At 46.2% G+C, this 26,783-nt stretch carries 26 protein-coding genes; 9 read left to right on the forward strand and 17 right to left on the reverse strand.

The features are described 5' to 3' along the window. Window positions 1-10 precede the first annotated feature (10 nt). Window positions 11-2,914: a leucine--tRNA ligase gene (locus tag BLU98_RS09195; protein WP_092723736.1), complete on the reverse strand. Its 2,904-nt coding sequence runs from the start codon at window positions 2,912-2,914 to the stop codon at window positions 11-13. A gap of 217 nt (window positions 2,915-3,131) precedes the next feature. Between BLU98_RS09195 and BLU98_RS09200 the strand changes: the two genes are divergently transcribed. The 6 genes from BLU98_RS09200 to BLU98_RS09225 all read left to right on the forward strand — a co-directional run bounded on the left by BLU98_RS09200 (window position 3,132) and on the right by BLU98_RS09225 (window position 7,838). Further along, window positions 3,132-4,004 carry a cell division protein FtsX gene (locus BLU98_RS09200; RefSeq protein WP_092723737.1) on the forward strand — a complete coding sequence of 291 codons (873 nt, stop codon included), beginning with the start codon at window positions 3,132-3,134 and terminating at the stop codon, window positions 4,002-4,004. A 35-nt stretch (window positions 4,005-4,039) separates the two neighbouring features. Beyond that, window positions 4,040-4,291, forward strand: a complete 252-nt coding sequence (locus BLU98_RS09205) for a DUF3098 domain-containing protein (RefSeq protein ID WP_026773971.1) — start codon at window positions 4,040-4,042, stop codon at window positions 4,289-4,291. An 18-nt stretch (window positions 4,292-4,309) separates the two neighbouring features. Continuing rightward, window positions 4,310-5,110 carry an undecaprenyl-diphosphate phosphatase gene (locus BLU98_RS09210; RefSeq protein ID WP_092723738.1) on the forward strand — a complete coding sequence of 267 codons (801 nt, stop codon included), beginning with the start codon at window positions 4,310-4,312 and terminating at the stop codon, window positions 5,108-5,110. A gap of 21 nt (window positions 5,111-5,131) precedes the next feature. Beyond that, window positions 5,132-6,451 carry an MFS transporter gene (locus tag BLU98_RS09215; RefSeq protein ID WP_092723739.1) on the forward strand — a complete coding sequence of 440 codons (1,320 nt, stop codon included), beginning with the start codon at window positions 5,132-5,134 and terminating at the stop codon, window positions 6,449-6,451. Then, window positions 6,451-7,320: an MBL fold metallo-hydrolase gene (locus tag BLU98_RS09220; protein ID WP_092723740.1), complete on the forward strand. Its 870-nt coding sequence runs from the start codon at window positions 6,451-6,453 to the stop codon at window positions 7,318-7,320. The genes BLU98_RS09215 and BLU98_RS09220 overlap by 1 nt, the downstream gene beginning before the upstream one ends. A gap of 155 nt (window positions 7,321-7,475) precedes the next feature. Beyond that, window positions 7,476-7,838 carry a hypothetical protein gene (locus BLU98_RS09225; RefSeq protein ID WP_092723741.1) on the forward strand — a complete coding sequence of 121 codons (363 nt, stop codon included), beginning with the start codon at window positions 7,476-7,478 and terminating at the stop codon, window positions 7,836-7,838. A gap of 22 nt (window positions 7,839-7,860) precedes the next feature. Here BLU98_RS09225 and BLU98_RS09230 read toward each other — a convergent pair whose 3' ends face one another. Beyond that, a complete protein-coding gene (locus BLU98_RS09230) occupies window positions 7,861-8,643 on the reverse strand; it encodes a DUF3108 domain-containing protein (protein WP_092723742.1) in 783 nt (260 codons plus the stop codon). Between the two features lie 18 nt (window positions 8,644-8,661). After that, on the reverse strand, window positions 8,662-9,651 hold the full coding sequence (locus BLU98_RS09235; RefSeq protein WP_092723743.1) for a lysylphosphatidylglycerol synthase transmembrane domain-containing protein: 990 nt from the start codon (window positions 9,649-9,651) through the stop codon (window positions 8,662-8,664). A 118-nt stretch (window positions 9,652-9,769) separates the two neighbouring features. Here BLU98_RS09235 and ruvC point away from each other — a divergent pair, with 118 nt between their 5' ends. Next, window positions 9,770-10,354 (forward strand): crossover junction endodeoxyribonuclease RuvC, encoded by a 585-nt coding sequence (gene ruvC / locus BLU98_RS09240; RefSeq protein ID WP_092723826.1) that lies wholly within the window; start codon window positions 9,770-9,772, stop codon window positions 10,352-10,354. On the opposite strand, the gene BLU98_RS09245 is transcribed toward ruvC, so the two are convergent. The 4 genes from BLU98_RS09245 to rsmA form a co-directional block, all read right to left on the reverse strand. Beyond that, entirely contained in the window at window positions 10,335-10,727 is a 393-nt protein-coding gene (locus BLU98_RS09245) for an HIT family protein (RefSeq protein ID WP_092723744.1), read from the reverse strand. The genes ruvC and BLU98_RS09245 overlap by 20 nt on opposite strands. 32 nt (window positions 10,728-10,759) lie before the next feature. Beyond that, window positions 10,760-11,236 (reverse strand): transcription elongation factor GreA, encoded by a 477-nt coding sequence (gene greA, locus BLU98_RS09250; protein ID WP_026769007.1) that lies wholly within the window; start codon window positions 11,234-11,236, stop codon window positions 10,760-10,762. Window positions 11,237-11,451: 215 nt separating this feature from the next. After that, a complete protein-coding gene (locus tag BLU98_RS09255) occupies window positions 11,452-12,378 on the reverse strand; it encodes an NAD(P)-dependent oxidoreductase (protein ID WP_092723745.1) in 927 nt (308 codons plus the stop codon). A 14-nt stretch (window positions 12,379-12,392) separates the two neighbouring features. Beyond that, window positions 12,393-13,148, reverse strand: coding sequence for a 16S rRNA (adenine(1518)-N(6)/adenine(1519)-N(6))-dimethyltransferase RsmA (rsmA, locus tag BLU98_RS09260; protein ID WP_092723746.1), 756 nt, complete (start codon window positions 13,146-13,148; stop codon window positions 12,393-12,395). A gap of 77 nt (window positions 13,149-13,225) precedes the next feature. Here rsmA and pdxA point away from each other — a divergent pair, with 77 nt between their 5' ends. Further along, window positions 13,226-14,323 (forward strand): 4-hydroxythreonine-4-phosphate dehydrogenase PdxA, encoded by a 1,098-nt coding sequence (pdxA, locus tag BLU98_RS09265; protein WP_092723747.1) that lies wholly within the window; start codon window positions 13,226-13,228, stop codon window positions 14,321-14,323. Between the two features lie 11 nt (window positions 14,324-14,334). Here the strand turns inward: pdxA and BLU98_RS09270 are convergent, their stop codons facing one another. The 10 genes from BLU98_RS09270 to BLU98_RS09315 all read right to left on the reverse strand — a co-directional run bounded on the left by BLU98_RS09270 (window position 14,335) and on the right by BLU98_RS09315 (window position 24,423). After that, window positions 14,335-14,625: a winged helix-turn-helix domain-containing protein gene (locus BLU98_RS09270; RefSeq protein WP_092723827.1), complete on the reverse strand. Its 291-nt coding sequence runs from the start codon at window positions 14,623-14,625 to the stop codon at window positions 14,335-14,337. After that, entirely contained in the window at window positions 14,618-15,229 is a 612-nt protein-coding gene (locus BLU98_RS09275; protein ID WP_105469699.1) for a hypothetical protein, read from the reverse strand. Before BLU98_RS09275 ends, BLU98_RS09270 begins: the two co-directional genes overlap by 8 nt. Before the next feature lie 116 nt (window positions 15,230-15,345). After that, on the reverse strand, window positions 15,346-15,972 hold the full coding sequence (locus BLU98_RS09280; protein WP_092723749.1) for a hypothetical protein: 627 nt from the start codon (window positions 15,970-15,972) through the stop codon (window positions 15,346-15,348). 43 nt (window positions 15,973-16,015) lie between these two features. Next, entirely contained in the window at window positions 16,016-18,223 is a 2,208-nt protein-coding gene (locus BLU98_RS09285; protein WP_092723750.1) for a TonB-dependent receptor, read from the reverse strand. A gap of 154 nt (window positions 18,224-18,377) precedes the next feature. Further along, on the reverse strand, window positions 18,378-19,955 hold the full coding sequence (gene atpA / locus BLU98_RS09290) for a F0F1 ATP synthase subunit alpha (protein ID WP_092723751.1): 1,578 nt from the start codon (window positions 19,953-19,955) through the stop codon (window positions 18,378-18,380). Between the two features lie 31 nt (window positions 19,956-19,986). After that, complete coding sequence (gene atpH, locus BLU98_RS09295; RefSeq protein WP_092723752.1) at window positions 19,987-20,550, reverse strand: ATP synthase F1 subunit delta; 564 nt, start codon at window positions 20,548-20,550, stop codon at window positions 19,987-19,989. Window positions 20,551-20,566: 16 nt separating this feature from the next. Next, a complete protein-coding gene (gene atpF, locus BLU98_RS09300) occupies window positions 20,567-21,076 on the reverse strand; it encodes a F0F1 ATP synthase subunit B (protein ID WP_092723753.1) in 510 nt (169 codons plus the stop codon). A 95-nt stretch (window positions 21,077-21,171) separates the two neighbouring features. Beyond that, window positions 21,172-21,384 carry an ATP synthase F0 subunit C gene (gene atpE / locus BLU98_RS09305; protein WP_026768996.1) on the reverse strand — a complete coding sequence of 71 codons (213 nt, stop codon included), beginning with the start codon at window positions 21,382-21,384 and terminating at the stop codon, window positions 21,172-21,174. Between the two features lie 32 nt (window positions 21,385-21,416). Continuing rightward, a complete protein-coding gene (atpB, locus tag BLU98_RS09310; RefSeq protein WP_092723754.1) occupies window positions 21,417-22,550 on the reverse strand; it encodes a F0F1 ATP synthase subunit A in 1,134 nt (377 codons plus the stop codon). A 46-nt stretch (window positions 22,551-22,596) separates the two neighbouring features. Beyond that, a complete protein-coding gene (locus tag BLU98_RS09315; protein WP_092723755.1) occupies window positions 22,597-24,423 on the reverse strand; it encodes an ABC transporter ATP-binding protein in 1,827 nt (608 codons plus the stop codon). A 94-nt stretch (window positions 24,424-24,517) separates the two neighbouring features. Here BLU98_RS09315 and BLU98_RS09320 point away from each other — a divergent pair, with 94 nt between their 5' ends. Beyond that, window positions 24,518-26,782 carry a RelA/SpoT family protein gene (locus BLU98_RS09320; protein ID WP_092723756.1) on the forward strand — a complete coding sequence of 755 codons (2,265 nt, stop codon included), beginning with the start codon at window positions 24,518-24,520 and terminating at the stop codon, window positions 26,780-26,782. Window position 26,783: the final 1 nt, after the last annotated feature.

A 26,783-nucleotide genomic window follows, 5' to 3' on the forward strand; every position in this document is an offset into this window, starting at 1 on the left:
TTGGTTTTGTTTAAATGACTACGTTGATCATCTTTCCTTTAACGAAGATCAATTTCTTGAGCGGTTTATCTTCCATCCATTTCTGCACCATCTCATTACCCAATACAATCTCTTTCACCTGCGCTTCAGTTGCATCGAGTGAAATGGAAATATTGGTACGCACACGGCCATTGATGCTCACAGGATATTCCTTTTCAGATTCTGCGGTGAAGGAAGCGTTGTACGCCGGGTATGCCGCGTCGAGTACAGAACTGGTATTACCTAACTGGTGCCAGAGCTCTTCTGCAATATGTGGTGCATACGGCGTTAACATAATGAGTAAGGATTCCAGTACTTCCCGCTTGTGACATTTGAGATCGCTCAGTTCATTCACACAGATCATAAAAGTACTCACGGCTGTATTGAAACTGAATCGTTCTGTATCGTCTTCAATTTTTTTGATGGTTCGATGCAATACTTTCAATTCTGCGGCCGTTGCTTTTTCTTCATTCCATTGCTTGCCTTTCTGTTCATCGAAGAAAAGACGCCAGAGCTTTTTGATGAAGCGATGCACGCCTTCTATTCCTTTGGTATCCCATGGTTTACTTTGCTCTACCGGTCCGAGGAACATTTCATACATGCGGAAAGTATCGGCTCCAAATTTATCTACCAGTGTATTGGGGTTCACCGTGTTGAATTTCGATTTGCTCATCTTCTCCACTTCAACTCCACAGATATATTTTCCATCTTCGAGAATAAACTCCGCATCTGCAAAATCGGGCTTCCACTGCTTGAAAGCTTTTGTATCCAGTTCAACACCGTCTACAATATTCACATCTACATGCAGCGCAACGACATCAATTGAATGTATGAATGAAACACTTCCTGAATATGTTTGCTTAAGTAAGTTTAATAATTCAGTCTTATATCTTTCTTCTATTTCTTTATTCCCTTTATGCAATTCATCAACGATTCCTTTTGAGATAAAGACTTGTGGCAGTTTCGCTTGATCTAAAACTCTTTCAGTTCCAGCAAACTTCCATAACAATCGATATACAAATCGACTGGAGCCTTGTATCATTCCCTGGTTCAGCAATTTCCTGAACGGCTCGTCGAAACCAATATGTCCCAGGTCACACAACACTTTTGTCCACAAGCGACTATACAATAAATGCCCTACTGCATGTTCCGTACCACCGATATAAAGGTCTACCTGGTTCCAGTAATCACTGGCTTTGCGATCACAGAATGCTTCCTTGTTATGCGGGTCCATATAACGCAGGAAATACCAGGAAGAGCCTGCATAACCGGGCATGGTATTGGTCTCCAATTCGCGCGCTACCCATTCGGGTATATTCGCAAGCGGGCCTTCACCTTCAGGTCCCGGGCTGTAATGGTCTACAGCAGGCAGTTCCAGCGGCAACTCCGTTTCACTTAATGCAACTGCTACACCATTCTTCCATTGTATGGGGAAGGGTTCACCCCAATAGCGTTGCCTGCTGAAAGCCGCATCGCGCATTTTATAGTTCACTTTGCGTTTACCAATGCCCATGTCTTCCAGCTTGTCTATCACTACTTCCATGGCATCGCGCATCACCATGCCGTTGAGGAAGCCACTGTTCTCCAGTTTCGCATCTTTGGTAGCATTGGCTTCTTCGCCATTGTATGCATCGCCAATGATATTGGTAATGGGTATATTGAAGTGTTTCGCAAATTTATAATCCCGTTCATCGCCGCAGGGAACGGCCATGATGGCGCCCGTACCATATCCGGCCAGCACGTATTCCGATATCCATACCGGTATCTTCCGGCCGTCGAAAGGATTCAGGGCATACGCACCGGTAAAAGCGCCTGTTATTTTTTTCTCTGCCTGGCGCTCGCGCTCGCTCCTGCTCTTTACATAAGCAATATAGGCTTCTACTGTTTCTTTTTGTTCATCACTGGTGATCCGCTCAATCAATTCATGCTCGGGGGCCACTACCATAAAATCGACACCAAAAATAGTATCGGGCCTTGTGGTATACACATGCAAGTGCAACCCATTACAACCATCAGCGCCTTGCACCTGGAAGCTGATCTCTGCTCCGGATGATTTGCCGATCCAGTTCGTCTGCATTTCTTTCATGGCCTCACTGAAATCAATGGTCTGCAAACCATCCAGCAAGCGGTCGGCATATTCAGTAATGCGCAGGTACCATTGTCTTAATTTCTTTTTTACCACCGGGTGTCCGCCCCTTTCACTCACCCCATTGATCACTTCATCATTTGCCAATACAGTTCCCAATGCCTCGCACCAGTTCACTTCACCATAACCGCAAAAAGCAAGGCGGTAATTCATGAGAATATCCTGTTGCTGTTTATGGGTATAGTTGTTCCATTCCATTGCGGAAAAACGAATCGCATGATCTCCGGGACATACATGCTTTATATTCCCTTCTTTCTCAAACACCGTTACCAACTGCGCTATAGGCTCCGCCTTTTGTGTGAGACGATTGTAATAACTATTGAACAACTGAAGAAATATCCATTGGGTCCATTTATAGTACGATGGATCGGAAGTACGCACCTCCCTGTCCCAATCGAAGCAAAACCCGATATTGTCTAACTGCTTCCTGAATGTATCGATATTTTCTGCGGTGCTCACTGCCGGATGCACCCCATGTTCGATCGCATACTGCTCGGCAGGCAAACCGAACGCATCGTACCCCATCGGGTGCAACACATTGAATCCTTTCAACCGCTTGAATCGGCTGTAAATATCCGAAGCGATATACCCCAATGGGTGCCCTACGTGCAAACCTGAACCACTCGGATAAGGGAACATATCCAGCACATAAAACTTGGGTTTGCTGCTCTCATTACTCACCCGGTAAGCATGATCCTGCTTCCATTGTGCCTGCCATTTTTTCTCTATCGCACTAAAATTGTATTCCATAATACTTCCTGTATTCAATAAACTTTTTGACTTTTGAATTTTGCATGTAGGCTTCCGCCTCAATCCTAACAAATCTTTAACCTAATAAACGCCCGGATCAATTATTTTCAACTACCAAATGATCGTTAGAGTGGCTGCAAATGTAAGCGTTTAGGCTTCAAAACCCTACATTTGCATCTGTTGCCCGGCATGGGTAGAAGATCCTAAATTTCAGAGCATGGCACACGGCAAATCATCTCTCAGGCGTAGTAAGCCCAATTACATATACAGTGTGGTGGGCGTTGCATTGGTTTTATTGATCATGGGCATCATGGGCTGGTTCTTCCTGAACATCCACTCCGTAGGTACCGCCCTGAAGGAAGACATCCGGTTGAGCGCTTACCTGCGTACCCTGAATAAAGATACCATTGCCCAGATACAGCATTTTATTGCTTCCAGGCCTTATGCCCGTAATGTTACGTATGTAGATAAGGAAGCCGCCAAACAGATATGGAATAAAGAGAACAATGAAGACTGGGCCAAGATACTGGATGTAAACCCGCTGCCCGAAAGCATCGATTTTTATGCCCGGGCCGAATACGTGAATAAAGATAGCCTCGCTAAAATATCTACGGAATTGATGGCGGCCTACGGCAACCAGCTCACCGAGCTGCAATACCCGCAAAGCCTGGTCAATAACCTGAATGAACGGGCTTCCAAGATCGGACTCATCTTCCTGGTAGTGGCCATTGCTCTTTGTGTGATCGTGATCGTGAGCATCGACAATACCATCCGCCTGGCCATGTTCAGCAACCGTTTCCTCATCAAGACCATGCAAATGGTGGGGGCTACGAGGAGCTTTATCGCCCGGCCGTTGAACCTGCGGGCCTTTCTGAACGGACTCATCAGTTCGGGCATCGCCATCGCCATCTTGTTTGCCCTCATCGGATGGGCTGAAAGCCAGTTCCCCCAACTGAAAGCCATCCGGGATGTGAAACATACCCTGATCCTTTTTGGCGGACTGATCTTTTTAGGGGTAGCCATTTCGGTATACAGCACCCACCGCAGTGTGATCAAATACCTGAAAATGAAATTGGATGATCTTTATTAATATCTTTATCATCACAGCACCCTAAAAAAAGTACCATGACCGAACAAAAACATACCCAATCCGCTCCTCTTTTCGGCAAAGAAAACCTTACGTGGATGCTCATCGGCGGCGTCATTGTTGCGCTCGGCTTTTTCCTGATGAGCGGAGGTAAAAGTCCCGACCCAAATGTATTTGATACCAACCTGGTATACAGCACCACACGCATTACCGTTGCGCCTATTGTAATTGTACTGGGTCTGCTGGTTGAAATATATGCCATATTCAAAAAGCCCAAAGCGGCACATTAATATTCAACAACCCTAAGCATGTCTATTTTTCAGACGGTTATCATTGCCATCATTGAAGGCCTGACCGAATTCCTGCCCATTTCTTCTACCGGGCACATGATCATTGCCAGTTCATTCCTGGGAATTCAAAAAGACGATTTCACCAAACTGTTCGAGATAGCCATTCAGCTCGGCGCCATTCTTTCAGTGCTGGTATTTTACCGGAAGAAATTTTTCCCGCTCAACCGCTGGAATTTTTATTTCAAACTCATCATCGCCGTGATACCGGCATTATTGTTAGGTTATCTTTTTTCAGATAAGATAGATAAGCTGTTGGAAAGTCCGCTCACCGTTTCTATTACCATGTTACTTGGCGGCTTCGTATTGTTGTTCATCGACAAATTATTCAAAACGCCTGCGGCAGTTGATACAGAAGAAAAGATCAGCATTGCCAAAGCGTTCACCATTGGTATCTGGCAATGCCTGGCCATGATCCCGGGCACCAGCAGAAGCGCTGCCAGCATCATTGGCGGTATGCAACAGAAGCTGACCCGCAGCCTGGCCGCTGAATTTTCTTTTTTCCTGGCTGTGCCTACCATGGCTGCCGCTACCGGCTATAAATTATTGAAAGCATTCAAACAGCAACCCGAATTATTGAAAAACAAGGAGAACTTGCTGGCCCTGGGTCTCGGCAACCTCATTGCTTTCTTTGTGGCATTGCTGGCCATCAAATTTTTCATCGGGTTCCTGCAAAAGCACGGATTCCGTTTGTTCGGCTGGTACCGGATTGTAGTAGGAACTGTTTTGTTGGTGTTGGTGCTGGCGGGCTACTTGCAGTAGAAGTCAAAAATCAAAACCAGTATGAAAACTGCGTCTCAAAAAGTCATTACCGGTTGGGCTATGTACGACTGGGCCAATAGCGTATACAGCCTGGTAATCACTTCCACCATTTTCCCCGCCTATTATGAAGCCGTTACCGGCGATGGCAATGACGCTACCAGTAATGATACGGTTCATTTGTTTGGAAGAGAGTTTGTCAATACTTCTTTATACAATTATGCGCTGGCTTTTGCATTCCTGGTGGTAGCCATCATGTCGCCCCTGCTTTCTTCCATTGCAGATTATAAGGGCAATAAAAAGACATTCCTGTTTTTCTTTTGTACCATGGGCAGCATTGCATGCAGTGCACTCTATTTTTTCGACAGCCATAACCTGGCTTATGGACTGGCCTGCATGATCATTGCCTGTATTGGGTTCTGGAGCAGTCTGGTTTTTTACAATTCCTTTTTACCTGAAATTGCCGCACCCGAAGATCGCGACAGGGTCAGCGCCAAAGGATATGCGCTGGGCTATATTGGCAGCGTGATTTTACAGGTGATCTGTTTTGTTTTCGTATTGGTGCCCGATAAGTTTGGCATCACTACAGGCAAGGCCTCACAGATATCTTTTTTATTGGTAGGTATCTGGTGGTGGGGATTTGGCCAGTTCTCACTTAACCGCTTGCCCAAGAGTCAGCCCGCAGGTCTTTTGTCGGCCGGTGGCTCTCTTTTGACTAATGGTTATAAAGAACTCCGTAAGGTCTGGAAACAGTTAACGCATTTACCCGTATTAAAAAGATACCTTGGAGCATTCTTCTTCTATAACATGGGGGTTCAAACAGTCATGCTCGCTGCTACTTTGTATGGTAAAAGCGAATTGAACATTCCTACTACCAATCTCATCATCTCTATATTGATCATACAGGTTGTAGCCATCCCGGGTGCTTACCTGATTGCGCGGTTATCTGAAAAATTAGGCAATTTCAATGCCCTGATGATCACCGTAGTTTTATGGATATTCATGTGCATCATCGGGTACCTCCTGCCGCGCAATGGTATTTACGAGTTTTATGCATTGGCTACCCTCGTAGGTTTTGTGATGGGTGGCATTCAATCTCTCAGCCGCAGCACTTATGCCAAACTGATGCCCGAAACCAGAGACACCACTTCTTTCTTCAGCTTTTACGATGTAACGGAAAAGATAGCCATTGTGATTGGCACATTCAGTTTTGGGTACATCAATGAAGCCACCAAATCGCAGCGCAATTCAGTGCTGGCCTTGGTAGTATTCTTTGTAATTGGACTTGCATTGCTGATCTTTGCTGCATCAACGCAGCGCAAGCTGGCCAAACAAACAGCCTGATGAAGCTATATACGATCAACACCGGCCATTTTAAATTAGATGGAGGCGCCATGTTTGGCGTTGTTCCCAAAAGCATGTGGAACAAACTCAACCCGGCCGATGAAAATAATATGTGTTCCTGGGCGCTGCGCTGTTTGCTGATAGAAGAAGGGAACAGGCTGATACTGGTAGACACCGGTATGGGCAATAAGCAGGACGCTAAATTTTTCGGACACTATTATCTCCATGGCTATGATACGCTCGACAGCTCTCTGTCCGCCCATGGTTTTACCCGTGATGATATCACCGATGTATTGCTTACACACCTGCATTTCGATCATTGTGGGGGCAGTATTGAAAGACAGGGCGGCCAACTCGTGCCGGCATTCCGAAATGCCGTTTACTGGAGCAACGAACAACATTGGCAATGGGCCACCCAACCGAACGACCGGGAGAAAGCTTCTTTCCTCAAAGAGAATATCCTTCCCATAAAAGAAAGCGGCCGCCTGCAATTCATCCCTGTTCCCGGCGAACCTTTTACCAAAGACGGGAAGCTGGCTTCCAGTCCCTTTACAGACCAGGTGAGTGTCCGCTTTGTAAACGGACATACCGATAAAATGATGCTTCCGCAGATACAATATAAGGGCCGTACACTGGTATATATGGCCGATCTGCTCCCTTCCGTGGCACATATCCCTATTCCTTATGTGATGGCTTATGATATGTTTCCGCTCACTTCCCTACAGGAGAAAAAGGCTTTCCTACAGGAAGCCATGGAAAATCACTACACGCTTTATTTTGAGCACGACCCACTCTATGAATGCTGTTCATTGCAAAACACTGAAAGAGGCATTCGCCAAGAACAGCTTTTCAAGCTGGGCGATTTATAGGAACTACTACAGTAGTGTAGTGCATTCTTGCAGTTTTTACGGAGGCGTCAGTGAAAAACTCCATATAAATTAGATGTTTCACTACAATAAGCGGCGATTGATAATGGTTATCTTACCCATCCATTTTATTCAGTCACTCCTAAAACTGAACTCCAATGTCCAGAAACCACGTTGCAGGATGTCCGAATTGCGGAGAACGGATATCTTTCAAACGATTCGTCCAGCTTTACAATTTCTCAGCCACCAATTGCGGGCATTGCAATGCCCGTATTGAAATTTCCAACCGAACGGGGAATACCATCATTGCTGCCGTATCGGGTATTTTGTCCGGTGTATCGGTTGTGTATGGTGCCTACCTTGGCCAACGGCTTTTCGATTCGCTTATCCTCGGATTGTTGGCCGGTATTGCCATTGGTGCACTGCTGATCACTGTTATTTGTAAAATCATTTACAGGCGCTCCCGCTTGCTGGGAAGAACTCCTTCTCAACGCATCAGCGAAGCAGCCAGGGCTGCTTAAACCAATTGCCATCGGAAAAGATTTACTTAAAACTAATCATTGAGCTGAGCGGGTATCGCAGGTTACGGTATTGCATCATATCTACTTTGATGCTGCCTACTACGATGGGACTTTCAATGCGCAGTGGAATATGATTGGGGTCATCGCTTACCCATACCGTCATTTTTTCTCCTCCCTGGAATAAGGTTCCTTTTACCAGGAGGGGCTTGAATTTGATGGCCCTGAACTTGCCATACTTTGTTTTAACCACTTCCTTGCCCATGTACCGGAGATACAGGTTGTATACTTCGTTATCGAGGAACATGGCAAAGGGAATTTTATCATCCGGCTTGTACCGGTTGAAATCGATATTCCGTGCATAGTAAATGGAGCTCAGCACATCCTGAATGCAATTGGGTACTTTGAATACCCCATTGGGGGTAGTAGCTGTGTTGGCTGCCTGGTTGAAAATAATGTTCTCTGATTTTTTATAGCCCCCTTCATCGATATTCCGAATGAACTTCAACGGTTGCAGGTTGGCTGTATCGATATAGGTTTCATACCGGTCGCGTACTTTGAATATCCAGTCATAACTGGAATTAGAAGAGCCGTTTCCTACAACATGATAAGCGGCTTTGTTATTGATGTGTTCTAAAGAAAGAGAGAAATTGGCGCTGCCTGCATTAATGTAAAGACCCACTACCGAATAAAACACATTGAATGTAATGCTTTCTCCCGCCTGGAAGGCCTGGTTACGAATGCCGCAAAAATCATCGCCTGCTTTCACAGGTTGTAAACCCAATGCCAGCACAGCAAGTCCTATCATTTTTTTCACGCTCAGCTATTATTTATTTCTAAAAATTCTTATCCCCAATATAAACAAAGTTCCGATTATCGCAGGAACGATCAGGTTAATGATCCAGATACCGGTAGCAGTGGCAATGATGCCCAGGGCATTCGGACTTAACAATCCAAACAACTCAATACTCAACTTCCCTCTGAAGCCCAACTCGGCCAGCGCAATGGTGGGCACAACCGCTAATACCAGGAACAGCACCCCCACCAATGCAGCTGCATCGGTCCATGCTATATGCACTTCGAACACAGCCAATAATAGCATATACTGTACCACAAATACCAGGTACCGTGCCGCCGATAACCCCAGTAGCTGTACCAACTGCTTTCCATTCAGGTCTTCCAGCTTCTGAACAAAAAAACGGTGCCTGGCTATGAAGGGAATCTTTTCCAACCTTTTAACCAACCAGGAAAGACGGAAATATGCGGGTATGAAGAGGGCGAGGATCAGGGCCATGACAACGATGAATCCATCCACCCAGGCCGCTGGTATGCCTTCCAACAGATAACCTTTATCAATCAGGTGCAGTCTCAGATATATCAATGCAACAAAACCCATGACCAGGGTGATCATGATCTGGCTCAAGCTTCCTATGACCGATAATGCAACACCTCTTAACCGGTTGCCCTCTTCCAGGTACACAGCCCTGCCGGCAGATTCGCCCACACGGTTCGGTGCGTTGAATGCAATGGCCTGCCCTACAAAAATGGCTTTGTACGCCTTTGAAAAAGCAACGGGTTGTATACTTTTTACAAGAAACTGCCATTTACTGGCTTCTATTCCCCAATTAACAGGCATGAGCAGCAAAGCCATCCATAGTTTCCAGCTTTGTGCACCCGTAAATGAAGCTTTGATCAGTTGCCAGGACTCATGCAGGCTGGATTGTAGTTTTACCTGCCGGTAGATGGAATAGGAAAGCCATACAAACAGTATGGGACCTACAAAGTAGTTGATGAATATTTTGAACTTTCTATTCAGAAGACCTCAATTGATGAGCAAAGATAATTTTCCATTGCTGATTTGCTGATTTCTGATTGGATGGCTAATTTTTTAATGGATTGATTTGGGTTCTTTAGCTTTGATGCAGTTTCTCATCATGCGATCAAATCAGAAATCAGCAATCATCAAATCAGAAATCATTCTGGGTATCGATCCCGGCACACAGGTAATGGGCTTTGCACTTGTACGCCTGGAAAAAGGCCAGCCACAGGTATTACTCATGGATGTGCTGAAACTCGCTTCACAGAAAGACATTTATGTACGGCTGGAAATGATCCATGCCAAAGTATGCGAACTGATCAAACTATACCGGCCTGCTTCCTTTGCCATTGAAGCGCCATTTTTTGGCAAGAATGTACAGAGTATGCTGAAACTGGGCAGGGCCCAGGGAGTGGCGATCGCTGCAGCCATACAGGCCGGACTGGAAGTAACCGAATATTCACCCAAGAAAGTAAAACAATCTATCACCGGTAATGGCAATGCCGATAAAGATCAGGTATGGAAAATGTTACAACGCATCCTGAACATTGAAGAAAAGCCTCAGTATTTTGATGCCACCGATGCATTGGCTGTGGCGCTTTGTCATCATTACCAAACATCTTCTGTTTTGGGCAAAGCCACCAAAGGCCTTAAAGGATGGGACGACTTCATTGAAAAAAATCCTACGCGAGTAAAGCGGTGATCTTTTGCTGTGCATCTTTCAACTCTTCCGGTGTAGGTTGAAGTTTACCCCTGGTGAAATTCAGGTCATCGGCGCTGTTAATGGGAATCAGGTGCACATGCGCATGCGGTACTTCCAATCCTACCACACTGATACCACAACGGTTACATGGGAACGCCTGCTCAATGGCTTTGGCAATGGGCCGGGCAAAAACAAGTATCTCTGAAAGATAATCATCGCCAAGATCAAAAAGGTTATCAACTTCTGTTTTGGGTATCACCAGTACATGCCCTTTTACCAGGGGAAAAATATCCAGGAACGCATAGAACCTGTTGTTCTCGGCAATTTTGTATGAAGGGATTTGTCCGGCTATGATTTTAGAGAAGATGGTCATGACGATAAGAGTTTGAAAAACGAAAATTCAGCTTATACAGTGATGTTCTCGATTTTGTATTTCATGACACCGGTGGGCGCCTGCACTTCGGCTACTTCGCCTTTTTGCTTACCCAGCAGCCCTTTACCGATAGGAGATCCGGCAGAGATCTTTCCTGCTTTCAGATCGGCCTCTTTTTCACCTACGATCTGGTATGTTACCGTTTTCTTGGTAGCAATATTGGTAATGGTTACTTTAGTGAGAATGGTTACTTTACTAGTATCTATATCACTGGTATCTACAATTTTAGCATTGGCAATAGCGCCTTCCAACTGCTTGATTTTGGCCTCAAGCATGCCTTGCGCTTCTTTGGCCGCATCGTATTCAGCATTCTCCTTCAAATCGCCTTTCTCGCGCGCCTCCGCAATAGCCCTGGAAGCAGCCGGACGGTCAACAGACTTCATCTTTTGCAGGTCCTCCCGCATCTTGTCGAATGTCTCCTTTGTCACATACATATTAGCTTCATTCATACTCTTTGGTTTAAAAAGGGTAAAAAAAATACAACGCCACATTTGATTGCAGCGTTGCAGAACGACAAAATAACTACTTTTTTTTCTAATTTCCTATTAGAGATGGATTTAAGAAGTCTTTAACGGGGGCTAGTTTTTCGGCCGAAAAATGACTTTAATTAATTGATTACAAGCAATTTGAGGATATTAAAACGATTGCATTCATTCTGCTATTCTCAGATACCCAGCTTATCCAAAACCACTTTCGCCATCTTATAATAAGCCTCATGGCTGTAGCCGGCAATATGTGGGGTGATGATGACATTGGGTTGCTCCAGCAGCCACCGCAGATCGGCCTTTTCGTCGGGAGTATAGGTGCCCAGTTTCTCATTTTCCAATACATCCAGCGCCGCTGCCTTCACTTTACCGCTTTGTAAAGCTCCAATGAGTGACTTAACACTGGTTACCTTACCCCTGCTGGTATTCAGGAAATAAGGCTTTCTTTCCATGGCGTCAAAGAACGCGTCGTTGGCCAGGTGAAAAGTTTCGTCGGTAAGCGGTACATGCAGGCTCACCACATCGGCATAACGCAATACCTGTTCAAGTCCTGCTTCGTGAATATAACCCTTCGCAAAATCAGACTTGTACTTATCGTGGGCCAATACCGTTACATCAAAAGAAGAGAGCAGTTTGGCAAACGCGGCCCCGGTATTACCAAAGCCAATGATGCCTACCGTTTTCCCGCTCAGTTCATCGGCACGGTTCTCGGCGCGCAGCCATTTTCCTTCGGCAATCTCGCGGTTACTGCTGCTGATATGATTCATGAGGTTCAGCAACATGCCAAGCGCCTGTTCAGCTACGGCATTGCGGTTGCCTTCCGGACTACTCTCACAACGAATACCCCTGCGCTTTGCATAATCCACATCTATCAACTCCATACCACTTCCCAAACGGCCAATCCATTTCAATTGTGCAGCAGCATCCAGCATGGCTGCATCGATCTTTAAACGGGTGGTTACTATGAGTCCGGTTACTTCTGCAATAGCCAATTTCAATTCATCGTAACTGATGCTCGGCCGGTACAGGGTTTCATAACCAGCTTGCTCCAGGCGTTGCAGGAGGTATTCATGTACGGGTGCTGTAATAATGACTTTAAGTTTCATACGCTAACGGGCTCTCATTTCATTTTAAAGGTCAGTTTGGCAAAATCTTCCACATTCAACTGTTCTGCGCGTTTGCTGAAGATCTCTTCCTGGAGCAGTTCTTTATCGAACAGGCTTTTCAATGGATTCCGCAACATTTTTCTGCGCTGGTTGAAAGCAGATTTTACCAGCGTGAAAAACGAGCGCTCGTTTTTCATATCGTAATGTGTGCTCCTGCGTTTCAAACGGATCACACCACTCATCACTTTCGGGGGCGGGTTGAAACTGCCGGGTGGTACATCGAATAAATATTCCACATCGTAATAAGCTTGTATCAACACACTCAATATGCCATAGTCTTTGCTATTGGGTTTTGAGGTCACACGTTGCGCCACTTCTTTTTGGAACATGCCAATCATGACGGGTACCTGTTCTTTCCATTCCAGTATCCTGAACAATATCTGCGATGAAATATTATAAGGGAAGTTGCCTACAACGGTGAAAGGAACAGGGAAAGGCAAGGCCACATCCAGGATGCTTTCATGCAATATTTTTCCTTTGATGGAAGGATAGCTGTGTTCGAGATACGCTACTTTTTCGGCATCCAGCTCCACTGCCTTGAATTCGATAGCCGACAGTTGCAGCAGGTATTTGGTGAGGGCGCCGCCACCGGGACCAACTTCCAGCAGGTGACTGAAATCGTCTTCCCGTAAAGCTTTCACTATCTTTTCGCAGACCCGTTCATCTTTCAGGAAATGCTGGCCCAGTGACTTTTTCAGCGTGTATTGCATTGCAGCAAAAGTACATCATTGCCCAAAAATGAGCCATGGCCAATAATCCTTATTTTTACAGCCTAAATCTATCCTGAATGAGTTCCGAATTGCAAAAACCCGTTATCGGATTTTCTTGTGGCGATCTGAATGGTATTGGCCTGGAGTTGATCATTAAAACCCTGGCCGATCACCGCCTGCTCGATTTTTGCATACCGGTTGTTTTTGCCAGCAATAAAAGCGTGAACTTCTATCGCAAGAGCCTGTCCGATATCAACTTCAATTATTCCAATGGCAAGGAGCTCGACAGGCTCAACACCAAACAGGTGAACGTGTATAATTCATGGGAGGAAGATGTGGTGATCACGCCGGGGCAACTCAATGAAACAGGCGGAAAATATGCGTTGATCTCACTCAAAGACGCCGCGCAGGCACTCAAAAACGGGCAGATACAAGGACTGGTAACAGCGCCCATACACAAGAAAAACATACAATCGGCCGAGTTTCAATATAGTGGCCATACGCCTTATCTCAAAGCGCTGTTCGAAGTGAATGATGTGCTCATGTTCATGGTGGCAGAGAATATAAAAGTAGGGCTCGTAACCGAGCATGTTACCATTGCCGATGTAGCGCCGCATATTACGCGCGAGAGCATTACCGGCAAGCTGCGCATCATGAACAGCAGCCTGCAAAAAGATTTTGGTATCGACAAGCCCAGGATCGCCGTACTCGGACTCAATCCGCATGCCGGCGATGAAGGATTGATCGGCAATGAAGAAGAAACCATCATCAAACCGGCCATCAAAGATGCCAGGCACAGCATGATGGTCTTCGGCCCCTATAGCGCCGATGCGTTTTTCGCGCGCGGTCAGCACGAAAAATTCGATGCCATACTGGCCATGTACCACGATCAGGGATTGATCCCATTCAAATCGCTGGCTATTGGCGAGGGGGTGAATTACACAGCCGGACTCAACGCAGTACGCACCAGCCCCGATCACGGAACTGCTTTTGATATTGCAGGCAAAGGAAAAGCCGATGCCAGTTCTTTTCTTGCCGCCACTTTCGAATGCATCGATATCATCCGTAGAAAAGCAGGCTATGCCGAAATGCGCCAGAACCCCATGCGCAAGATGAGCGCCAAGATGATGGCCAATGCAGTAGACGAAAAACTTTCGGAAGAAGCAGAAAGTTAATATATCATCGTTTATTTTCCTGCTTTTAAATAACCCTGCAAGGCTTTCACATACGCCTCAAAAGCCGCTACGCCTGCAGGGGTGATCTTACAAATGGTTTGGGGATAATTATTCTTGAATTGCTTGACCACTTCTATATAGCCCGCATCTTTTAATTTTTGAACCTGCACACTGAGGTTACCTGCAGTTGCATTGGTCTTTTCACGGATAAAAGTAAACTCCGCTTCCTTAATGCCGATGAGCAGGCTCATCACTGCAAGCCTCAGTTGAGAATGTAATATGGGATCCAGTTCCTTAAACATGGGTTCTTCTTTGTTCAAGATATCTTTTTCTCAGGATCAGGCCGGGAATAAACCAACAAGTCAGCGCTGCCACAGCGCCGAAGAGCACATCGTACTTGGTAACGGTAAAACAGGATGCAATGAACAACCCATAAGTCAGGATAGCGCCGATGAGCATGGGTCTGAACTTTTTTACCAGGCCCGTTACCAGTGTTGGCAATGCATACAGCAGCAGGAATAAAGAATATATACTGGGAATAGAAGAACCAGCTACAGAAGGAACAATGTTCTCATAAGCAACCAGTCCGAATATAGAAATACCATAAGCCAGCCATACTGCATCCAGTGCATCGTCTTCGTGTTTCCTTACTTTTTTCAAACGCCTTTCCTTCATGGAAATGATCACGTGTGGGATCAATGCAAACAATACCAACAGCCAGATATCAAAACCCAATTCGAACGAAAATTCGATCTCCAGGTAATTCACCAACGAAGCAATGGCTACTACAGAACCCCACAACAATGCTACAATGCCCGTTTCGTGGTAACTGCTTTTTACTTTTTCGATCATGCTGGTGATCAGTTCCAGGCTTTCTTTTTCGCTCAATGTTTTTTGTTCTTTCATCAGATAGATTGTTTCGGTTTCATCAAACAAGTTTAAACCTCACCGGTTACGGAAGGTTTAAACTTAAGAAAAAACTGCACACAAAACTGTTGCCCGTGTCCGTTATACACTATCAACTACTGGCAATCGGCCAGCAATTTTTCAGCTTCAGCCTTTCCCCATACAGGATGCAGGGGCGATGCAGGTTGAAATGTTTTGAACAACTCCACTGATTTCTCTGCATATTTCCTGGCAGCAGCTTTTCCTCCGCCATAAGCTTCCGGTGTTTTGAAAAGTGTTTGTCCTTCCAGGTAATATACACGCGGGTTGTTAGGGTCTGCTTTTTTTGCATCTTCCAGCGCTTTACGTGCTTCAGCGCCATAAGTCTGCCAACGGGTCATAGGGTCTACCGTCATTTGCTGTATCGCCACCATCTGGTGCAGACAATATATCTCCGAATTCTTTTCTATCGACTCGGCCTTGGCAATCAGGTCGCGCGATTTTTCCGCTAACTTGTCTTTATCGGCTTTAGGATTCATCCAACCCGTAATATAATTGGCATAAGCTGCATAATAATAGGGCAGCCACTTGTCTTTTTCAGCGTCGGCAATTCTTTCGAAGAAAGCAGAAGCAGTGCTCATATCATCTGCTGTTTTAGCAGCCGCCAGTTGCTCCAGCCCTTTCTGCATACCGGCTTCATATTTACTTTGCGCCGCCAACCGGCCCGCACAAAAAAGTGATACGATAACGAGAATCTTTTTCATGTTTACATGGTTTGTTGTTAAATATTATTTTTCCTTTTAAATTTTACAAGTTGTTATTGATCGCATCCTGCCTCCTGTCCACGGCCCAGCTCAGGAACAATCCTACGAAAAAGAATTGGGGTGCGGGAGGTGTTATGGCTTCTTTCCGGCTACCATCGTAAGAATAGTTGTAACCAAATACCTGCTTGTTGTCGAGCACATTGGTTACCGATACTACAAATACCCCAAAGGCTTTCCCAATCGAAGTCAGGTAATTCATACTGAATCCCAAGCTATTATAGTTGATGGTCTTACCCTGGTCGGCAATAACATATTGATTACCGTTTTGCATCAGGTTATAATAAGGTCTGCCGGTAGCAAATGAATAGGTAACGTTGAAGCCCGTATTAATGCTGCTCACAAAACGCTTGACCACTACCGAAGCAGTATGATTTGCAGCAAAGCTGGGTTGCAACTCCTGGGGAAAATTGAGGTAATTCCTTTTTGTATCGAGGTACGAATAACTCAGCCAGTAATCCAGTCCCTTGAACGTTTTCTTATCGCGCCAGAACAATTCAATTCCTTTTGCATCCCCGGTACCGCTGTTATCATAAGCCGGGAAGGTCTTCAACAGGTCGTCGTATTTTTTATAATACGCTTCTACACGAAATGTTTGCAGCGTAGTGGTTTTGATATAATTGATGATATAGTGTGTGGCTTTCGTGTAATTGAAGTTGCGCGTGATATAGAGATATGTATTTTCCGGTTTCTGATAGAATACACCGTAAGCAATACTCATCTGTGCGTTCTTACCGGTTTTATATGCCAGTGATACCCTCGGTGCAAAATCAGCCTTATCAATGACTGATGAATGTTCAAACCGACCACCCACTTTAGCAGCCAGTTCATTGGTGATATAAAGATCCGCTTCTGCAAACAGCGACTTCAAATGATCTGGCAGCACTGAACGATAACTGTTGTACAGGTTTTTGTTATAGAAATACATGTACTCCCCACCAAAACGGATCACGCTGATACCACTGATGCGCTTATCCCATACTGCTTTCAACTGTGTAAGATCGCCCCTGGTAATAAGGTTGAAATTGCTGGTATCTATCCAGGGAGTACCCGTTGTTACCGGTACATTCTGCTGGTTTTGTATCTGCTGTGAAATATTGCTGTGATCGGTGCTGAAACTAAAGCCCAGGTTCATTTTCCAGCCGTTGCCCAGGTTCTCGCGCCAGCTGAGGTTATTGTACCAGTTCGTATTCTGTAATCCGAAAGCATTCTTCAAAGAAGGATCGTTGACGTTGGACCGGCGTAAGCCCAGGTCGATGGCACCGAAAGTGGTATAATATTTAATCATGCCGCCTGTTTTGGTCTTGATGCGAAAATTAGCATCGGCCGAATGAAGTTGTGGTATCCTGAAGTAATCGGGCTTCTGTTTCACCACCGCGAAATAAGGTATCAGGTTGGTATACCCATAATTCATACCAAAGGAAGACTGTTTATCCCTCGCTACTTTTTGCATGCCAGCGCCCAGGAAAACAGTAGAGATGGAAGCAGTAGCTTCTGAACGATCGGGAATGTCGATACTTTCCATGATCAACGCAGAAGAAAGCGCCTGGCCGTACAATGCAGAATAACCACCGGTGCTGAAAATGGTTCCTTTGAATAAATTCGGGGTAAACCTTCCACGGGAAGCAATATCAGGCACGCTGGCCTGGAAAGGATTGTTCACCAGGGTACCATCTATGAATTGTTTGGCCTCATAGCCGGCGCCACCGCGCACAAACAATCCTTCCTGCTCGCCTACCTGCTGGGCTCCGGGAAGCGTCTTGACCACCGCGGTGATATCGGCATTGGCACCTCCGGTGGTATATACATCCAAAGACGACAATACCGTAGCGGCCTTCTTCCTGTCACCTGCTTCAAAACTTCCTGCAGTAACAGTTACTGCTTTCAATTCGCTGATCTCTTCTTTCAAAGCAAAAGAAACTTCAACAGGAGTAGTTCCAATCGTTACTTTTTCTTCCACTGTTTTATAACCAAGCAGGGATGCCACCAACACCTGCTCGCCTTTTTCAAATGTTTTAAACGAAAAATGACCTGCCGAATCGGCAACGCCGCCATCGTATGAACCTTTCACTACAATACTGGCTCCAGGCAGTATATGGCCTTTCGCATCTTTTACTTTACCTGTGATGCGTACCTGGGCGCCGGCAATGCCCGACAACCCAAGGCCAACCAATATCATGATCCATTTTTTCATTATCACTCAGTTTTGGAACACGAACATAAAGTAGTTTATTTTATAAACAAAAATATTTGGATGAGCGGTAATAAAAAACATCACCCTTTCTCTTTGCCCCGGGTTTAAACCCGGGGCAAAGAGAAAGGGTGATTAAAATCAATCTATGAACTACTTATTTATACTGAACCGCCAAGCTCTTAGCCAGTTCGGTCATCTTGTTCAATCCGTCTTCAGGCAGGTTACCTTTTTTGAACTCAGCCAGTACATCAGGCAGTTTGTTTTCCATTTCCATCAGGAAGTGGCTTTCAAACTCTTTCACCTTTCTTACTGCGATATCGCGTAAGAGTCCCTGTGTACCCAGGTAAATGATGGCTACCTGTTTTTCTACAGAGAACGGTGTATACTGTGCCTGTTTCAGCACTTCCACGTTACGGGCACCTTTGTCGATCACCGATTTGGTAGCCGCATCGAGGTCGCCACCGAATTTAGAGAACGCTTCCAGCTCGCGGTACAGCGCCTGGTCGAGCTTCAGTGTACCGGCAACTTTTTTCATCGACTTGATCTGCGCGTTACCACCCACACGGCTTACCGAGATACCTACGTTGATAGCCGGACGGATACCTGCGTTGAACAGGTTGCCTTCCAGGAATATCTGGCCGTCGGTAATAGAGATCACGTTGGTAGGAATGTATGCAGATACGTCGCCAGCCTGTGTTTCAATGATGGGCAGCGCTGTGAGCGAACCACCACCTTTCACCAGGTGCTTGATAGAAGCAGGCAAATCGTTCATGTTCTTGGCAACAGAATCATTGTTGATCACTTTGGCTGCACGTTCCAGCAAACGGCTGTGCAGGTAGAATACGTCACCAGGATACGCTTCACGTCCGGGCGGTCTTCTCAGCAGCAATGATACCTCACGGTAAGCCACCGCTTGCTTGGACAGGTCATCATAAATGATCAATGCAGGGCGACCGGTATCGCGGAAAAATTCTCCGATCGCAGCGCCGGCGAAAGGTGCATAGAACTGCTGCGGAGCAGGATCTGATGCAGAAGCCGATACGATGGTAGTGTACGCCATCGCACCATTATCGGCCAGGGTCTTCATCACACCGGCTACGGTAGATGCTTTTTGTCCGATCGCTACATAAATACAATATACAGGCTTGCCTGCATCGTAAAATTCTTTCTGGTTGATGATGGTATCGATACAGATAGCAGTCTTACCGGTCTGGCGGTCACCGATCACCAGCTCACGCTGTCCGCGTCCGATGGGAATCATCGCGTCGATCGCTTTGATACCTGTTTGCAGGGGTTCTTTTACCGGCTCGCGATAAATTACACCAGGGGCTTTACGCTCCAGGGGCATTTCATACAATTCACCGGCAATGGGACCTTTACCATCGATGGGTTCACCCAGTGTATTGATCACACGGCCTACTACACCTTCTCCTACTTTGATAGAAGCGATCTGGCCAGTCCTTTTTACTTTATCTCCTTCACGTATCCCGCTGCTCTCACCCATCAATACCACACCCACATTATCTTCTTCCAGGTTCAGGGCGATGGCTTTTACACCATTATCGAATTGTACCAGCTCACCGCTGCGTACACCGTTCAGGCCGTATACGCGGGCAATACCGTCGCCTACCTGCAATACGGTTCCCACTTCTTCAAGATCAGCCGAAGCATTGAAATTGCTCAGCTGCTGCTTCAGTATCGCTGATATCTCGTCGGGTTTAATGTCCACCATGGTATATACTTTTAAAAGTTATGCTTGTTGATTATCGTATTTGATGAATATAATCGTTCCGGAGGAATTGGTTCTTGATATCTTTCAGATCGCGCAGGATGCTCGCATCCACCAGGTTGTTATCAAACTCCAACACAAAACCGCCGATCAATCGCTCATCTGTTTTGGTTTCCAGCTCAACCGTGCCCAATGACCTTTCAGATTGCACTTTCTGGCGGATCGCCTGTTTCAGTTCTTCGCTGATAGGCGCTGCCGTTGTGAGCGTAACACTGTGTATACCTTTCAGTTGCTGGTATTGTTCAATGAATGCAGCAACGATCTCCGGCAGATCACTTTCCCTTCCTTTCTTCACCAGCAGGTGATTGAAAGCAGCAGTGAGATCACTCACTTTACCTTTCGTTACAGCAGTAATGATGCTGTTCTTCTGGTCGCCCTTGATAATAGGACTGCGCAACAGCAACAGGAATTCCCGGCTGCTCTTGCACACTGCCTTCAGGTACAACATATCGGCGTACACGGCTTCCAACTGACCCTTATCTATCGCCAGGTCAATCAGACTCTTTGCGTACCTGCTCGCTAATCTTTGATTTGGCATATTCTTTTTTAAAGAATCAATTTAATTTTACTCCTTCCGCTAATTCTTTAATGTATTTCTCCTGACCTGTTTTATCAGCCAGCTCACGACGCAATACTTTTTCAGCCACTTCCACCACCAAGCTTCCTACCTGGTTCTTCACATCGGTCAGTGCCGCATTTTTCTGCTGGGTAATAGCTTGCTGTGCTTCGGCAACAATCCTGTCGTACTCAGATTTGGCTTTGTCTTTCGCTTCTGAAACCATTTTCTCGGCAGTTTCTTTGGCTTCCTTCAGCATCTTCGCTCTTTCTTCGCGGGCCTTGTTCATCATGGCTTCGTTCTCGCTCTTCAAAGCCACCATTTCAGCTTTCACCTTATCGGCCTTGGCCAAAGCATCTTCAATACCCTGCTCCCTTTCGCTGATCGCTTTCATGATCGGCTTCCAGGCGAACTTTCCCAATACGAATAGCAGTACGAGGAACGCAATGAGGCTCCAAAATGCCAGCCCTACATCAGGCAGTACCAAAGGGTTTATTTCTAATAACATAAGTAACTGTTTATCTGGATTGTAAACTTTCTCAAGATGAAGATTATACAGACCCTCCGCCCTGTGCATCAGGTCTGTATAATGCGTTTGATGGATTAACCATTACCCAACAGGGCAACCACCACCGCAAACAGGGCAACCGCTTCCACGAAGGCAGCGGCAACGATCATGTTTGCACGGATGTCGTTAGCAGCTTCCGGCTGACGGGCAATACCTTCAACGGCGCCCTTACCGATTTGTCCGATACCGATACCGGCACCGATAGCAGCTAAACCAGCGCCGATTGCGGCAACACTTCCTACTACCATTTTGTTACATTTTAATTGTTATTGAAAAAAAATTAATCTTCTGATTCGTTATAATGCGGGTCATGATCACCATGGTGGTGGTGCTCTTCTATCGCCATCCCTATATACATCGCACTGAGCATCGCAAAAATATACGCCTGCAAAAATGCTACCAGCAACTCAATCAAACTAATGAACACTGCAAACGGCACCGCTATTGCTGAAGCATATACTGTTTTAAAGATAAAGATCAGGCAAACCAAACTCAACACCAGGATGTGACCGGCCGTCAGGTTGGCAAACAATCGCACCATTAATGATATAGGCTTGATGAAAACACCGATCAACTCAATAGGCGCCAGGAATAGCTTCATGCTCCAGTGCATACCCGGCATCCAGAAAATATGCTTCCAGTAACTCTTATTTCCCTTGATATTTACTACGATGAACACACATACCGCCAGCGTCATCGTAAAAGCGATATTACCGCTCAGGTTGGCTCCACCGGGAAAGAAAGGGATCAGACCCAGGAAATTATTGATCAATATCAGGAAAAAAAGACTAAGCAGGAACGGCATGTACTTGATATAGTGATGGCCGATATTCGGCTTGGCCACTTCATCACGCACAAACAGGATCACAGGTTCCATAAAAGACTGCAAACCCTTGGGCGCCGATTTAACACCTCTCTTTTTATATGCCGCAGCAACAGAAAGGAAGATCAGCATTAACAGGGTTACACTTACCAATAAAGCCGTTACATTTTTGGTGATAGAGAAATCCCAAACCCTGGCTGAAGCTTCTTTGTTCACTGAACCATCTGCATTCACCACCCTGATCTTTCCATCCACTACTTTGTAAGGATAATGACCATTATACACCACTTGCTCATGGTGTTCATTCATCAGCTTGCTGGAAGAAAAAGATTCCAATCCTTTATCAGAATAAAGGATCACCGGAAGGTGTATGGAAGTATGCCCCCAAAGATGCCAGCTGTGACTGTCTTTGATATGCTCGAGAATTGTTTCGGTAACATTAAATTTTCCTTCCTTTTCAGCATGGGCTGCTTCTTTCCCTTCAGCAGCCACGGCATGGGCTGAATCCTGGGCAAGGCTCACATTAGAAAAAGTTATCAATAAAAGGCCGAAAGTCGCTACCAGTAAAGATTGTACACTTCTGAGGCTCATACCTGTTCCGAAATTTGGCGCAAAGATAGGGGTATGGGGGGTAAAATCAGCCGGCTACTGCCACTTTTTGTTTTTGCTTTTCGAACTGCATTTCATGCAGTTTGGCATAGAAACCACCCAGCAGTAAAAGCTCTTCGTGGTTACCGGTTTCCCTGATCTCACCCTTGTCAAGTACGATGATTTTATCGGCCTTACGGATCGTGGAAAGCCTGTGGGCAATAACGATGGAAGTCCGGCCCGAAATGAGCGTATCTATCGCTCTCTCAATGAGTTGTTCACTTTCTGTGTCAACCGACGAAGTGGCTTCATCCAGGATCAATATGGAAGGATTATACAAAAGTGCCCTGATGAACGACAGCAACTGGCGCTGTCCCAGGCTCAGGGTGCTGCCCCTTTCCATCACATTGTAATCATATCCACCCGGTAATTGCATGATGAAATCATGGACCCCGATCATTTTGGCTGCCTCCATCACCTGGCTTCCCGAAATATCCGGGTTACGCAAAGTGATATTGTCCATGACCGATCCCGAAAACAGGAACACGTCCTGCAACACTACACCAATGCCCTTTCTCAAACAGTCGAGCTCATAATCTTCCACATTTACCCCGTCTATTTTGATCGACCCTTTTTGTATGTGGTACAGCCTGTTCAGCAGGCTGATGATGGAAGTCTTTCCGCTGCCGGTATGCCCTACTAACGCCACCGTCTGGCCTGCTTTCACTTCAAAATCGATATCCTTCAATACATATTGCTCATCGATATAAGCAAACCACACTTTTTCAAAACGTATCTCTCCCCGGATATGCGCCGGCTGGTAAGCCCCTTCGGCAACCGGTACAATTTCATCGGTATTGTCCAGCACTTTCAACACCCTTTCCGCCGCAATCATACCCATCTGCAACACATTGAACTTATCGGCAATCACCCGCAGCGGTCTGAATATCTGGTTAAGGTAAAGGATAAAGGCAATCAGCAATCCCGCATCCAGCGAACGGTCGGCGATCCACCATACCAGGAAGCCCATGCTCAGCGCCAGTACCACCTCCACCACGGGAAAGAAAACAGAATAAGCGAAAATGGCTTTGATATTGGCGTTGCGGTGCTCGCTGTTGATCTTTTTAAACTTGGTAAACTCCCGCTCTTCTGCCGAAAAAGCCTGCACCACCTGCATACCGGTAATGTGCTCCTGTACAAAAGCATTGAGACTGGCCACTGCATTCCTTACCCGGATAAAACTTTTGTTCACGCTCTCCTTAAAATAATACGTGGCTACGATCATCACCGGAAAAGGCACCAGGCAGATCAGTGTCAGGCGCCAATCCATCCAGAACATAGTACCCAATGTAATAACGATGGTGAGCAGATCGGCAATGATCGGGATCAACCCGTCTGAAAAAATATCATTGATACTTTCAATATCGTTGATGGTACGCGTGGTCAGGGTGCCAATGGGTGTACGGTCGAATTGCCGCAAATTGAGCCCCAGTATCTTGCGGTACACGGTAATACGCATGTCCTTTACCACACTTTGTCCCATCCATGCCGTAATAAAACTGAATACGAACCGTATAGTCGTTTCCACGAACAAAAAGACCACCTGGAAAAGCGTAACGGCAATGATAAACCGGGTGGCATCACTCAGATCGGTCCCGAACAACAAAGCTTTCAGCCATTGCGGCGCCAGCACGGCTTTGCCCGTTGCTTTATCAACTGTGAGCTGTATGAGATAAGGGCGTACAGGAGCAAATATGGCCATCAGAATGGCCAGTACAATACTCAGGTAAAATAACCACCGGTATGGCTTTACAAAACGGAAAACCCTTCCCAGCAATGAAAAATCGAAAACCTTCTTTTTAGGCGTCTCACTCATGATAGAGTGTAAAGGTAAGAAGATTCATAAGGAGGCCGTTACCGGTCGTGTAATTCAAAATGCTTCTTGAATTCCGTAATTTCGTAAGCTGAATATGGAGTCAACGCAAGTAACCACGATCGAAGCCCCTTTGCCCGCCTATAATCTCAGTCCAGAGCAGGAAAAAAATGAGATTGTGAGGCATTACCGCGCCTTGTTGCGCGCACTCAGGCCCAAGCTGAAAAAAGGCGATAAGGAACTGCTGCGCCATGCTTTTGAAATGGCCGCCGATGCACACAAGACCATGCGCCGCAAAAGCGGGGAGCCCTATATCCTGCACCCCATCGCCGTGGCCATGATCTGCGTGGAAGAGATCGGCCTGGGCGTACGCAGCACCATCTGCGCACTGCTGCACGATACCGTGGAAGATACCGATATTACCCTGGAAGATGTGGAACACGAATTCGGGACCGAGATTGCCAAGATCGTAGACGGACTGACCAAGATTTCCAATGTTATCGACACCAACACTTCGCAGCAGGCCGAAAACTTCAAGAAGATCCTGCTTACCCTTACCGATGATCCGCGGGTAATCCTTATCAAACTGGCCGATCGCCTGCACAATATGCGCACGCTCGATTCCATGAAGCGCGAAAAGCAACTGAAGATCGCTTCTGAGACCGTGTGGGTATATGCGCCGCTGGCCCATCGCATGGGGCTTTACAACATCAAGACAGAGTTGGAAGACCTGTCGATGAAATACCTCGAACCCGAAGCCTATCGCGAGATTGCCAAACGGTTGTCTGAAACCAAAAGGGAACGCACACGCTATATCAACGAATTCATCCGCCCGTTAAAAGAAAAACTCACAGCCTCAGGCTTCCATTTCGAGATTTACGGAAGACCCAAAAGCATCCATTCCATCTGGAACAAGATCAAAAAGAAAAGTGTTTCGTTTGAAGAGGTATACGATTTATTCGCCATCCGTGTGATACTCGACTCTCCTCCCGAAAAAGAAAAAGAAGATTGCTGGAAAGTTTATTCCATGATCACCGATGAATACATGCCTTCACCGGAAAGACTGCGCGACTGGCTCAGCAACCCCAAAAGCAATGGGTATGAAGCCTTGCACACAACGGTGATGGGTCCGCAGGGAAAATGGGTGGAAGTACAGATCCGCACCAAGCGGATGAACGAGATCGCTGAAAAAGGACTGGCAGCGCATTATAAATACAAGGAAGGCAGTAACGATGAGGACCGTTTCGATAAATGGTTCGGACAGATCCGTGAAGTGCTCAATACACCCGATACCGCTGATGGTGTCGACTTTCTGCAGGATTTCAAGACCTCTTTCCTCGCTGAAGAAATCTATGTATACACCCCCAAGGGCGAAGTGAAGATGTTGCCTACGGGTAGCACAGCGCTGGATTTTGCTTTTGCCATCCACTCGGCCATCGGCACCAAATGTATCGGCGCCAAAGTACACCATAAGCTGGTGCCCATCAGTCATAAGCTGCGCAGTGGCGACCAGGTGGAGATCATCACCAGCAGCAAGCAGAAACCTTCGGAAGACTGGCTCAGCTTTGTGGTAACCGCCAAAGCCAGGAACAAGATCAAAGACGCACTGCGCGAAGAAAAAAGAAAGGTGGCAGAAGACGGCAAATACCTCCTGCAACGGAAACTGGAGGCCATGGGCGCCGCTTATAGTCAGTATAACATCGAAGAACTGGTACAGTTTTACAAAGCACCTTCTTCGCTCGACCTGCATTACCGCATCGCCACCAAGGCCATCGATCTCAAAGAACTGAAAGAATTCCAGGTGCTGGGCGATAAACTGGAGATCCCCAAGCCCAAACCCCTTATTGTTGGCGAGCCTGTTGTTGACCATACCCACCACAAAACCTTCAACCGCAAAGACTCGGAACTCATCATATTCGGAGAGAGCAGCGATAAGATCATGTATTCGCTGGCCAAATGCTGTAACCCCATCCCGGGCGACGACGTATTTGGTTTTGTGAGCACAGGTAAAGGTCTCATCATACACCGCACCAGTTGTCCCAATGCCGCCCAACTCCTGGCCAATTACGGGCACCGCGTTGTGAAAACCAAATGGGCCAAGAACAAGGAGATTTCTTTTCTTACCGGCCTCAAGATCGTGGGACTCGATGACGTGGGTGTCATTAATAAAATTACCAATGTAATCAGTGGCGACCTGCGCATCAATATCGCTGCCTTGACCATTGAGTCGAAGGAAGGTCTGTTCCAGGGTACCATCAAAGTGTTTGTACACGATAAAGAAGAGCTGGAAGAGCTGGTGAGCCGGTTAAAATCACTGGCCGGAATACAAACAGTTGATAGGTTTGATACGGAGACAGTTTAGT

Origin of the sequence: Hydrobacter penzbergensis, assembly GCF_900106985.1 — a bacterium.
Classification (GTDB): Bacteria; Bacteroidota; Bacteroidia; order Chitinophagales; family Chitinophagaceae; genus Sediminibacterium; species Sediminibacterium magnilacihabitans.